At 33.8% G+C, this 13,697-nt stretch carries 11 protein-coding genes; all 11 read right to left on the bottom strand.

What is annotated here, in order from left to right:
* Positions 1-21: 21 nt before the first annotated feature.
* Complete coding sequence (locus tag KQI85_RS08705) at positions 22-996, bottom strand: ABC transporter ATP-binding protein (RefSeq protein WP_305854865.1); 975 nt, start codon at positions 994-996, stop codon at positions 22-24.
* Positions 997-1,201: 205 nt separating this feature from the next.
* Positions 1,202-2,107, bottom strand: a complete 906-nt coding sequence (locus tag KQI85_RS08700) for an ABC transporter ATP-binding protein (protein ID WP_253293815.1) — start codon at positions 2,105-2,107, stop codon at positions 1,202-1,204.
* A 155-nt stretch (positions 2,108-2,262) separates the two neighbouring features.
* A complete protein-coding gene (locus KQI85_RS08695) occupies positions 2,263-3,114 on the bottom strand; it encodes an ABC transporter permease (RefSeq protein ID WP_216575699.1) in 852 nt (283 codons plus the stop codon).
* A 217-nt stretch (positions 3,115-3,331) separates the two neighbouring features.
* On the bottom strand, positions 3,332-4,288 hold the full coding sequence (locus KQI85_RS08690; RefSeq protein WP_216575698.1) for an ABC transporter permease: 957 nt from the start codon (positions 4,286-4,288) through the stop codon (positions 3,332-3,334).
* A 22-nt stretch (positions 4,289-4,310) separates the two neighbouring features.
* On the bottom strand, positions 4,311-5,936 hold the full coding sequence (locus tag KQI85_RS08685; RefSeq protein WP_216575697.1) for an ABC transporter substrate-binding protein: 1,626 nt from the start codon (positions 5,934-5,936) through the stop codon (positions 4,311-4,313).
* Between the two features lie 421 nt (positions 5,937-6,357).
* Positions 6,358-6,792: an Rrf2 family transcriptional regulator gene (locus KQI85_RS08680; protein ID WP_216575696.1), complete on the bottom strand. Its 435-nt coding sequence runs from the start codon at positions 6,790-6,792 to the stop codon at positions 6,358-6,360.
* 219 nt (positions 6,793-7,011) lie between these two features.
* Entirely contained in the window at positions 7,012-7,692 is a 681-nt protein-coding gene (locus KQI85_RS08675; protein WP_216575695.1) for an HAD family phosphatase, read from the bottom strand.
* 313 nt (positions 7,693-8,005) lie between these two features.
* Positions 8,006-9,391, bottom strand: coding sequence for an NADPH-dependent glutamate synthase (gene gltA / locus KQI85_RS08670; protein ID WP_253293806.1), 1,386 nt, complete (start codon positions 9,389-9,391; stop codon positions 8,006-8,008).
* Positions 9,391-10,281, bottom strand: a complete 891-nt coding sequence (locus tag KQI85_RS08665; protein WP_216575694.1) for a sulfide/dihydroorotate dehydrogenase-like FAD/NAD-binding protein — start codon at positions 10,279-10,281, stop codon at positions 9,391-9,393. The genes gltA and KQI85_RS08665 overlap by 1 nt, the downstream gene beginning before the upstream one ends.
* A 225-nt stretch (positions 10,282-10,506) precedes the next feature.
* Complete coding sequence (locus KQI85_RS08660) at positions 10,507-12,072, bottom strand: chitobiase/beta-hexosaminidase C-terminal domain-containing protein (protein ID WP_216575693.1); 1,566 nt, start codon at positions 12,070-12,072, stop codon at positions 10,507-10,509.
* A 382-nt stretch (positions 12,073-12,454) separates the two neighbouring features.
* Positions 12,455-13,696 carry an ABC transporter permease gene (locus tag KQI85_RS08655; protein ID WP_216575692.1) on the bottom strand — a complete coding sequence of 414 codons (1,242 nt, stop codon included), beginning with the start codon at positions 13,694-13,696 and terminating at the stop codon, positions 12,455-12,457.
* Position 13,697 lies beyond the last annotated feature (1 nt).

Genomic DNA, 13,697 nt, shown 5'->3' with positions numbered 1-13,697 from the left:
TCAATTCAGCTAAGACAGTCACTATATCGCATGTATACAAGCTACCTGATGTTGTGAATTAATCTCTTTAAGTTCAGGCATAACTTCGGCACACTCTTTAGTGGCATACGGGCATCTTGTATGAAATCTACATCCTGTTGGTGGATCAATTGGACTTGGAACATCACCTTTTAGTATTATCCTCTTTGTCTTAACTTTAACATCCGGTATAGGAATTGCTGATATAAGTGCTTTGGTATATGGATGAATAGGATTTTCAAAAAGTTCTTTTTTTGATGCTATCTCAACTATTCTTCCAAGATACATAACTGCAATTCTGTCACACAGATAACGTACTACACTAAGATCATGTGATATAAACAGATATGAAAGCTGCATGTTCTCCTGCATATCTTTCATAAGATTAAGTACTTGCGAACGAACTGATACATCAAGTGCTGACACCGGTTCATCACATACAATGAATTCCGGATTAGATATAACTGCTCTTGCTATTACTACTCTCTGTCTCTGACCACCAGACATCTCATGTGGATATTTATAGATATGATTCTCTCCTAATCCTACATAGTTAAGAAGTTTTTTTACTCTGTCTGTACGCTCCTCATTAGTTCCGATTTTAAATACATCAAGTGGTGCTTTTACTGCGTCAAATATTGTCATTCTTGGATTAAGCGAAGCAAACGGATCTTGAAATATCATCTGCATATCTTTTCTAAGTTCTCTCATATCTTCAAATCCATACGATTCTATCTGGTTGCCTTTATACCATATTGCACCATCTGTTAACTGATGCAATTTAAGAATTGTCCTTCCAAGTGTTGATTTGCCACATCCACTTTCGCCTACAAGTCCAACTGTCTCTCCTTTGTATATACGAAGATTTATTCCATCAACTGCTTTTAGATATTTTCTTTTTTCTTTTATGATCGTTTTATTAACCGGATAGTATTTCTTAAGATCTACTACATCTAATAATAATTCTCTCTTTTCCATATTATTCATCTCCAATTCACAGACATCAACCAATTGTCCAAACTTCATTACATAAATTCTGCCTAATGTAAATCCTACTTACTTTACAACTTTTCTCTGCTTCATATCCACAAGTACAATCTAATTAATGTCTGCATTTTCTTTTTGTATAGATTCTCTAATCTCTGATTATAAGGTGTATTTCTCTTTCTGATACTATATTTGATTATACATATCTAAAACATGCCACCTTTTTTTCACCTGACAGATTAATTAATGGTGGTTTTTCTCTTTTACACTTTTCAGTACAATATTCACATCTTGTACTAAATCTACAACCATCAGGCATCTCATTTAGTGCAGGCACAACACCTTCTATTGTATATAATCTATCTATATCTTCATAGAGTTTTGGAATTGACTTTAGAAGTCCATACGTATATGGATGAAGTGGCTTTTCAAAAAGACCTTCTGTTGTATCATATTCGACTATCTCACCTGCATACATTACCATTACATAATCTGCTATGTCTGCTATTACTCCCATATCATGTGTAATGAATAAAACTGCTGTATTATACTCTTTCTTTAATTCTTCAATAAGTTCAAGCACCTGCGCCTGTATTGTTACATCAAGTGCTGTTGTAGGCTCATCTGCTATTAAAATGTCTGGATTAGTAAGTAGTGCCATCGCTATCATAACTCTTTGTCTCATTCCTCCAGAGAGTTCATGCGGATACTCTTTCATTCTCTGTCTTGCAGCCGGAATACCTACCTTTTCAAGCATATTAACACAACGTTCAAATGCGTCTTTTTTAGATATGTTCTGATGTGCAAAGAGAATCTCCATAAGCTGCTCGCCTATCTTATATACCGGATTAAGAGCTGTCATAGGATCCTGAAATATCATTGATATTCTATTACCTCTAATCTCTCTAATCTCACTATCTGTCATCTTAACTATATCTCTGCCTTCATAGATTATACTTCCATCAGCAATCTCGCCTACTGTTTTTGGAAAAAGTCTCATAATAGAATTAGCTGTAACACTTTTACCGCATCCACTCTCGCCTACAATTCCAAGTGTCTTACCTTTTGCTACCTGAAAGTTCACATTCTTTATAGCTGTCATCTTATTCTTACCAACGTGAAAATCAACTTGCAGATTCTTAACATCAAGAATTATATCCTGGTTGTTTTTATCTATTTTTAACTTCGTTTTATCATCAGTATTGTAACCTACTTCATCTAAATTAATATTGTTATTCCTAGCCATACTCTTCACCCCTATCTCTTCATCTTAGGATCTAGTGCATCTCTTATTCCTTCACCAACAAGATTAATACATATTATTGTTATCATGAGAAGTACACCTGCCGGAACCCACACCCACCATCTCTTTGTGAGTACTACCAGATTCTGTGCTGCATATATGATATTACCCCATGAAGCTTGTGGTGACTGTATTCCTGCACCAAGAAAACTTAATCCTGATTCTGTCATAATCGCCTGAGATATTCGAAATGCTACTGACATCCAAAGTGGAGCTATCGAATTAGGAAGAACATATCTCATAATTATCTCTCTGTCTTTTGTTCCTATCGCTCTTGCTGCTTCAACATATTCTTTATTTCTGACAGATAATACATTGCCATATATAAGCTTTGCAACACCTGTCCATCCTGTAATTCCAATTACTACTATTATTGTTATTATTGATGGTTCAAACACTGCAACAATAACAAGTATCAGAACCATCGCTGGAATTGACATGAATATATCTGCAAGTCTCATTACTATATTTTCTATAATTCCTCTATAATAACCTGCCAAAATTCCAAGTGGAAGACCAATTATTATACTTATTATTGTTGAACATATACCAACTATCAGTGATACTCGTCCACCATAGAGTACTCTTGCAAATAAATCTCGTCCTATATCATCTGTACCAAGTATATGTTTCGCACAAGGTGCCTGATTGAATCCGGTACTATCTATGGAATAGGGATCAAGTCCAAGTATTATTGGCAGGAAAGTTACCATAAGTATCTCGATAATAATTATTATCAGTCCAACATTCGCTAATTTATGTTTTCGGAATTTTTTAAAAAATTCCGTTTTTCTTTTTTGTTTCATCTACAAGCACCTCTTTTCTTATAACAGCAACGCTCTATAGTTAACAATTCATAGCTAACTATTTCGTAACTAATCTTTTAAGATTAATTTTTTTCATAACCAATTCTTTGTAACTAATTATTTTATGGTCAATCTATTCATAATTAATTCTTTACAACTATTTTTTATGATCAATCTATTCATAATTAATTCTTTACGACTATTTTTTATGATCAATCTATTCGTAACTAATTCTTGGATCAAGATATGAATAAAGTACATCAAGAAATATGTTAACCAATATTACTGCTAATGAGATCATTACTGTTATTCCCATAATCGCATTGTAATCTCTTGTGCTGATTGACTGAATCATAAGACTTCCTATTCCCGGCCAGCTAAATATCTGTTCTGTTATTACTGCACCGCCTATTAAGAATGGAACTGTAAGTCCTACTGACGTTACTATTGGTATAAGTGCATTACGAAGTGCATGTTTGATAGTCACCCGAATCTCTTTAATTCCTTTTGCTCTTGCTGTCTTAATATATTCTTCATTAAGCACCTCAAGAACGCTTCCTCGTGTCTGTTTTATAAAATTACCCATCATCTGAATCGCCATTACTATAACTGGTAGTACAAGATGTCTGCATAATGATGGGAAATTCGCCATTTCGCCTGAATTATACATTCCTTGTGATGGAAATATTCCAAGTTTTACTGAGAATATATATATAAGTACAAGACTTATAAAAAAATTAGGAGTACTAGTTCCGATAAATGCTATTGCAGATGAAAGATTATCCCAAAACGAGTAGGGCTTTATCGCAGCTATAACTCCAAGTGGTATGCTTATCAACAATGCTACTACTACTGATGTTAATGTAAGTGTAAGCGATGGTCCTATTCTTTGACCTATCATCTGTGATACAGGCTGATTAGTTCTTGTTGATGTACCAAGATCTCCGCTGCACAGATCGTTTAACCAGAGAAAATATCTCACTACAACTGGCTTATCAAGTCCCATTGACACTTTTAATTCTTCAAGTGCTTCCTCTGACATCTCACCAGAGGAGGCAGCAATTATATCAGCAGGACTTCCAGGTGCCATATTGGACAATACAAATACAAATATTGTTATGCCAATGAATATTGGAATTGCCAAAAGAAGTCTCTTTATAACATATTTAACCATATCTGCTACCTCCTATGTAAATCTATTTTACTTCCCAAGTCCATACTTTATCATAACCCACAATTGATGGACCTGATATCCTTGGTGATGTTATGTTGAATATATATTCATGATACAGAAGTATATATGGCTGATCTTCGTCCATTTTTTCATATAATTCTTTAAGTTTAGCTTCCCTAGCCGCTTTATCCTGTATTCCTTCAATCTCAACCATTGTATTGTAATAATAAGGATCTGTTATGTGTCCAAACGTTACTACTTCTGAATTATAAAGTGATTTGAGACTTGTAGGATTAGGACTTAAGTTAGATGTAATTATCGCCATATCGTATGTTCCATCTTTTATACCTGTGAACATTGTTGCTGCATCAACTGTGATTACTTCAAGATTAATTCCAACTTCTTCAAGATTTTGCTGCATTATTGTAGCTATTCGTTCTCTTATACCTGTTGGAATAGCACATTTTATTGTATCACCGTCTTTCCATCCTGCCTCTTTTAGAAGTTCTTTTGCTTTTTCTACGTCACGTCCCTCATACTTAATACCGGATACATCATTCACGCTCCCCGGAATTGCTGTCGATGTTGCAACTGAACCTTCACCAAGAAGAAGTTGATCTACTATCATCTGCTTATCAATTGCATAATTTACTGCCTTACGTATTGCCGGTTCATATTTTTCATTATTAAGGCTTACGAACATAAGCGCTGTTACATCTGTATTCTTGGTGACTGTTATTGAATCAACTCCTTCTAAGTCTTTGGCTTCGTCTGGAGTTATGTTAGGATAGCATGCATCTATCTCTCCTGCCATCATTGAAGTTGTAAGATTGGCTGATGCCACAACTCTATAGATTAATTTACTGAATTTTGGTGCTCCAAGATAATAATCTTTAAATGCTCCCATTGTAAGTTCCTGTCCTGACACTTCACTGATAAAAGTACATGGACCTGAGCCTATAGGATGTGTAAAGAATTCATTAGATACAAGGTCTGCCGGTGCTATATTTTCAAGAAGGTGTTTTGGCATTACTGCATAATACATACCTGCTGTTCCGAAAAATGGTACTTCACTTGATGGACTATCCAGATGGAATATAAGTGTATAATCATCTGGTGCTTCTACACCAGGTTCTTCTGAAGCATCTATATTACCTGAAGAATCATATCCTCTTAAAATGTTAAGATATGACTTTGATGTTGCAGTTGTAACTTCAGGATTACCTATTGTCTCAAATGTCCAAAGCCAGTCTGCTGATGTTACAGGTTCACCATCATGCCATTTTGAATTCTTATTAAGATGAACTGTAACTGTTAATCCATCTTCTGAGAATTCCCAGCTCTCAGCTGCTCTTGGTGATACTGTTCCATCGATATTACTTACTGTAAGAGTATCGAATATCTTATCTGTTGGTCCTATTGAATAATAATTACTCTTAGACCACGGAAATAGTGTATCCCATGTTGCTATCTGTGCATACGTTATTACTGCATCATTGGATGCTTCATCTGATAATACAGCTCCATTATCTGACGTAGCACCACCTCCACTACATCCTGCCATGAATGTTGCCGATACAACTGCTGCTGTGAGCAATAAGCCAAAACCTTTTTTAAAGATTTTATTTCTGATAATTCCTTTTCTCATAATAATGCTCCTCCTTTGACTCATACTTTTGTAATTGCATAGTTCATCATAACAATTACTATGCTTATCATTTGCATTTGCATCCAATCATTACAAAAGCCGCTTATATGCTATGCATATAAACGGCTTCGTTTTCCTCTTCATCTTATGTATTAATTGTCTGCACTATATCACTCATGATGTATATCTTGTTACATCTTTAAAGTGTTGCATTGATGATAGGAACATTATTATCTCTTTTTTATTTTTTGTCAACTTAATTTTGCAGATAAAATTTATTTGTAATTTTGTAAAGTTCTCGCAAAATTTACAAATATTTTTTCACCACTTTGCTTTACTAAATTCAAAGTTTAATTAATTTTCTAAATTGTCTCTTTATTAATACTTTTCTAATTCTTATATTTCTCAGCTTAAACATATATTAGATTATATAATTGCCCTTTTGCTGTTCATCCCATTCCATAAGATCTGCCAAAGTTACATTATCAATTACACTTTTAATAGCATCATCTAACTTACGCCATAATATAAGTGTTACACACTCTTCCTGTCTATCACACATATTAACTTCATCATCAAGACATGATACCGGTGCAAGGCTTCCCTCTGTAAGTCTTAAGATCATGCCAACAGTATACTGTTCTGGTCGTTTAGTAAGTTTGTAACCACCCTGTGGACCTCTTATACTCTTAACAAAACCTGCTTTATTAAGCACTGATACTATCTGCTCAAGATACTTGTCTGATATATTCTGTCTTGCGGCTATATCCTTAATTCTAATTGGATTACCTGTATTATTAAGTGCCATATCGAGCATTAATCTTAATGCATATCTTCCTTTTGTTGAAATCTTCATACTATATCCTACTATCTGACTGATATTATTCTATAAAGTGATATCTATCATATATGACTATATATTGTCATAGCATAATCTCACTCTAATATATATCATATATAGCTTTTCCTTTCTCATATTATTCCCCAATTTTTTCATAAAACCTGCTTTAGTCCTATTTACCGGGTTGTAATTATATGATACACATAATGAGAAAGGCTGTCAATAGTTTTCCTACTAGGATAGTATGAAATCTTTTTTTATAAGGCCAATAACGTCTATAAGGCTATCTTCTCTTGCATATATACTAGATAATAACTCTTCATCTGGTTCTGACAGATCTGGAACCATCACCGGTATACATCCAGCTCTCTTAGCTGAGATTAATCCATTAGGTGAATCTTCAAGTGCCATGCACTCATCGGCTTCTAACCCTAATGTTTTGACAGCTAATCTATATATATCCGGCTCCGGCTTTCCTATCTTAACCATATCTCCACATATTATCTCATCAAAATATTCATATATTCCAGCTTTTTTAAGATATAAAGGTGTTCGCTTAGAATCAGTTGCTGTCGCAAGTGCCATCTTAACATTATTTGATTTTAAAAATTCAAGTATATCATCAACACCTTTTTTCTTAACAAGACCATATTCATTAATATACTCATTCATAAGACGTATACGTTCATTTCTTACTGCTTCATAATCAAAGCCTGAGCCAAAATATTCCTGAAATACAGGTATTGCTTTAACTCTTGCAAGACTTCTTATACTAATTACATGTTCTGGTGTTATATTATATCCATACTTCATCCCAGCTTCATGCCAGAATTTTACAAGCAGACTCTCTGTATCAAACAAAAGTCCATCCATATCGAATATAACAGCCTTTAGAAGCTTTTTACTATTATACATAATCTTATTTTTTCTCCATTCTTTTAATTTAATTAAAATTCAGTTATTTACGAAACGATGTATTAGTTCCACTATATATTAAGGCTCAATTATTACAATATATGTGCACATACTACAATTTGATTAATACAATATATACTATACAATAGATTTCAAATATTACAATATCCTTACTCTTATCAAATAGTCCTATCTTTATGTTTTATTATAGAAAAATGGCAGAATACATTACTTAATCCATTCTGCCATTTTAATTATTAAAATTCTATTTTTATATTAAGATTCTCTTATTTAGTTTTTATATAAAATCATCTTATTTAGCAGATAAATATTCATGAATACCTTTAGCTGCTGCTTTACCTGCACCCATTGCAAGAATAACTGTTGCTGCACCTGTTACAGCATCACCACCGGCATATACGCCTTCTTTTGTTGTCTTACCATTATTCTCATCTGCAATGATACATTTCCACTTATTAACATCAAGACCTTTTGTAGTTGAAGATATAAGTGGATTAGGTGATGTACCAAGTGACATGATTACTGTATCAAGATCAAGTTCAAATTCTGAACCTGGAACTTCTACTGGTCTTCTTCTTCCTGATGCATCAGGTTCACCAAGTTCCATCTTAACACACTTCATTCCTCTAACCCAGCCATTATCATCAACAAGAATCTCTTTTGGATTAGTAAGCAGATCAAAGATGATTCCTTCTTCTTTTGCATGATGTACTTCTTCTACTCTGGCTGGAAGTTCTGCTTCACTTCTTCTATATACAATATGTACTTCAGCTCCAAGTCTTAATGCTGTTCTTGCTGCATCCATTGCAACGTTACCACCACCTACTACAGCAACTTTAGTTCCGGCTGCAATTGGTGTATCATAATCTTCTTTGAAGGCTTTCATAAGGTTATTACGTGTAAGATATTCATTAGCTGAGAATACTCCATTAGCATTCTCTCCTGGAATACCCATGAACTTTGGCAGTCCGGCACCTGAACCTACGAATACTGCATCAAAACCTTCTTCATCCATTAATTCATCAATAGTTGTAGCTTTACCAATTACTACGTTAGTCTCTATCTTAACACCGAGTTTCTTAACGTTCTCAATCTCATGTTTTACAACTGTTGATTTTGGTAAACGGAATTCTGGAATACCATATACAAGAACACCGCCTGCTTCGTGAAGTGCTTCGAATATAGTAACTTCATATCCAAGTTTTGCAAGATCTCCTGCACATGTAAGACCTGCAGGACCTGAACCAATTACTGCTACTTTTTTACCATTAGTTGACTCTGGTTTCTCTGGTGATATATCATTCTCTCTTGCATAATCAGCTACAAATCTTTCGAGCTTACCAATTGATATTGCTTCTCCTTTGATACCTCTTATACATTTGCCTTCACACTGACTCTCCTGTGGGCATACACGTCCACAGATAGCTGGAAGTGCTGATGATTCACTGATAATACTATAAGCCTGTTCAATATTACCTTCTTTTACTTCATGGATAAATGCTGGAATATTAATTGATACAGGACATCCAGTTATACATTTTGCATTCTTACAATTAATACATCTCTCAGCTTCTGCCATTGCTTCTTCTTTATTATATCCAAGACATACTTCATCAAAATTCTTAGCTCTTACTTCTGGTTTCTGTTCTCTAACTGGTACTTTCTTTAATACGTCCATTATTTGTCACCTCCACAATGTCCACATCCACCATGATGTGTATCGCCTTCACGAAGTTTTAATATAGCTCTGCCTTCCTGTGTCTTATACATCTGCTGTCTCTTCATTGCTTCATCAAAATTAACAAGATGTCCATCGAATTCTGGTCCATCAACACATGCAAATTTAACTTCGTCACCAACAGTTACTCGGCATGCACCACACATACCTGTTCCATCAACCATAATAGGGTTAAGGCTGACAATTGTCTTGATTCCAAGTTCTTTTGTAAGTTTTGCAACGAATTTCATCATAATCATAGGTCCTATTGCAACACATACATCATATTTGTTACCTTTGTTAACAACTAGATCATTAATAACTTCTGTTACCATTCCTTTTCTCTCGTAACTACCATCATCAGTTGTTATATAGAGATTACCAGCAACTTCTTTCATCTCTTTTTCAAGGATAAGAAGATCCTTTGTCTTTGAGCCCATAATTACATCTACGTCAATTCCATGTTCCTTCATCCATTTAACCTGTGGATATACAGGAGCTGTTCCTACACCACCGGCAACGAATAAAAACTTCTTATTCTTAAGTTCTTCTACGTCTTCATTAACAAATTCTGATGCAACTCCAAGAGGTCCGACAAAATCCCTAAAGCTGTCACCGGCTTTTAATGTTGACATCTTCTCTGTTGATGCTCCAACTATCTGGAACACAATTGTTATAGTTCCATTCTCTCTGTCAAAATCACAGATTGTAAGAGGAATTCTCTCACCCTGTTCATCCATCTTTGCAATAATAAATTGTCCCGGCTCACATGATTTCGCTATTCTCGGTGCAGATACTTCGAATAGATAAATCTTATCAGCTAATTTTTCTGCTTTTAAAATCTTGTACATAAAGCCCTCCTAATTCTAATGTGAAATAAATTTCTATGTATTAATAGTAATACGTTATGTATTAATGATAATACGTTAAAGCATAAAAAACAAGTAAAACATTGTTTTTTCGTTAACAATTTTTACCTGTTTTTTATTTTACAGCTTAATTATATAAACTTTACTATGTCAGATGTTGATTTTACTTGCTTGTGAACATATTAATATTAATAATCCTATCGCTGATTATAAAGGACTAATTGAATAATTGCCCTCGCTATCACCAGTTACAGTAAATGTCTCACAGTTGTTAGCATCTACACCATACCAATACTCTTTTCGCTCTGTCTGACCATCCTTAGTTATATCTACTGATATAAGATATATCTCTCTATTATCAATTGTCTTCTTAGAATAATATACAAGAGACATTGCATTACCATCACTATCCTTACGGTCAGATGACATCACTCCAAGTTCTTTTAATCTGCCTTTTAATACATTAACTGCATCATCAAATCCATATTTACTCTTAACTGCAAGCGTATAATTCATTCTTGTAACATTACTCATCTGTTCATATTTGTCAACAATTACAACTGAGAATACTGTATTGCCTTCCGGCATATCAATCGGCTCTTTATATTCTGATGATTCAGTATTTGGTGTTGTTCCATCTAGTGTATAATATGCTTTCGAACCATCCGGAACGCTTACTATTATCTTCTGAACTTCTGTATAGTTACCATTCTTAGGTGTTACAGCAGGTGCTGCCGGTTTATTAATCTTAATTCCATAAGAATATGATGATGTTGCACTCTTAATTCCATCTGCATTTATAGCCATAGCTTTAATCTGATGCTCACCTTTTCCAAGTTCAATAGGTTCTTTGTACTTCTCGCTCTTTTCATCAGGTTCGCTGCCATCTGTTGTATAATATATTACTGTATTATCATCAGATGCAAGTTCTATCTCAATCTCTTTTGTATAATCACCTGAATCTTCTGAAGCTTTAGGTGTGCTAACCATATATCCGGCAAGACCTTTTTCTCCATCTGTACCTGTATATTTATCAATGAATTCATTAAGTCCATCTATGTCTTTGCTCTCTTTTAACAGATTGCAGATTCCACTTATAGCTTCTTCATTGTATTCATCAAAAGATAAAACTGTATATAGCACATTAATTCCATCACCATATTTTTTATTGCCTTCGTATGCTTTTGCAAGGTCAATTCTTACTTCTGCTTTATTCTTAGCTTCATCATATTCCATCGCCTTTTTAAAATATGACGCTGCTTCCTTATAAAGCTTTTTATCAAGGCTCTCAACGCCTTTATTGTATTGATATGTATAAGTATCCTTTTTCTTATTATCTATAACTAATACTGCTATTATAATCACAATTGCAACTGCTACTATAACTGATGCAATTATAATAGGCTTATTATTCTTTTTCTTAATTGAGTTATTCGTACTTCTCTTTCCACCATTATATTCTGCATCACCAGGATTTCTATATAATTCATCTTTTAGTGATTGTTCTTTTGAATTTTCTTTAGCATTTCTTCTTAATTCATCTTCGTTATCGCAGCCATTGTACGGTACATTATTTGCATTCGTGCCACTATTATTACTATTCATATTCTTAGTAGTATTATTAGAATTAAGAGACTGGCTTTCTTCTCTTGGCTCTTTGCTCTTTACTTCATATCCGTAAGCTCTCTCTTCTTCATCATTTACTATCTGTTCTATTGATTTTGCTAACTGTTCTTCTATATCTATATCATCAGGATTAAATTCTGAACTCATATCCAAGCACACTCCTTATAGTTTTTATTATATGTTTTATGAAAAATAATATTCCATTATTGTTCATAATCTCTGCTTATAATTCTTAATTATAATACCATAGATTAATGCCATGAGCAAGATGTTTGATTTTCAAACAAAAGAATAAAAGAAAAGGAGCGAGCCAGGGGAAGCTGACTCGCTCTTCAAAATATGAGGGGGGAGATAGAAAGATTAACTTCACTATCCTTTATTATTATATCCAATAGTTGTGAGCAAATTGTGTACATTCTCTAAAAGATGCATGAATTGTATAAATAATAACAATCTTTTTTATCTCCATCTGTTTATTCTTATTTTACTCTAACTTCATACATGTAAAAGAAAAGAAAAACTCTATATTTTATGCATTAAACATAGTCTTCTCGCTGTTAAATGCTCTCGTAATAAAGTATACAAGAATACCTGAATATGCATATGTAGTGACTGCTGATATTACAAACTGGGATGTTGTAATATCTCTTGTAAATATATTCTTAAGTGCTACTGAGATATTATATACAGGAATTGCATATTCTATCGTCTTCGCATCTTTGGTCTGCATCATTGTTATAAGTCCTATGAACATAACTGCAATATAAACCGGCGACATATATGTCTGTGCTTCCTTGCTTGTCTTTGCAATAACTGATACTAATGAGATAATTGCTACATATAAGAAAACTGTACCAAATAGTATTATTGCAAGTTCTCCAAACTGACCTAAAGTAAGGCTTACATTCTTAAGAAGGTCTGCACCTGCTCCTTCTCCCATCGAATTACCCATTAATGGCATTGCTGCTATCATGGATATTATATATGTTGCCGCTGATAAAAGTGAGAATATCATAAGTGCAAATATCTTACCAAGAACAATATCACTTCTCTTAATTGGTGTTAATAGCATAGTTGCCATTGTTCCTCGCTCTTTTTCACCTGTGATCATATCAACTCCCATACTCATCGCACCTGCGAATAGCATTATTGTTATAAAATAAGGAAGCATCATTCCTATAATCTTCCCTGAGGCTTTGTCATTATCCTGGATAACAGCATTGTTAGTAGAATCTACTGTAAATACTGTTATATAACTAAGATCTCCCACTCTCTGTTCCAGAAGTTCTTCTCTGTAATTTTCAAGAATGTAATCAACATATTCTTCTCTTGCTGCTGCCGAATATTCTTCTGATGGATTGTAATAAGTCATTATCTCCGGAATATCACCTTCTTTATAATTCTCAACACTCTCCTTAAAATTATCAGGGAATATTATAAGCAGATCAATATCACCTGTGAGAATCTGTTCTTTTATACTATCAATCTCACTATCATCCGTAACTTCTGTTACATCTCTTACATTCTGCGTAACATCACCATTATAACTATTATCTCTAAGTACATCCATTAATTCTTCCGGTGCGTTTTGAATATATACTTTTGATATATGTGCTGCTACATCATCACTTGCATTCTTAGCCATTACAAACATAATTCCATATATTGCTATGATAAGTACAACTGGAAGTACGAACAATGACATAACAAGTTTTTTATCCTGAAATACTCTTTTTAATTCTTTTTGTAAAATAGTTGTTATTCCTCTCATT

The sequence above is a fragment of the Falcatimonas sp. MSJ-15 genome (genome assembly GCF_018918265.1).
Taxonomy (GTDB): domain Bacteria; phylum Bacillota; class Clostridia; order Lachnospirales; family Lachnospiraceae; genus Falcatimonas.
The sequence above is the reverse complement of the archived record's forward strand: the minus strand, read 5'-3'. Positions and strand labels throughout refer to the sequence as shown.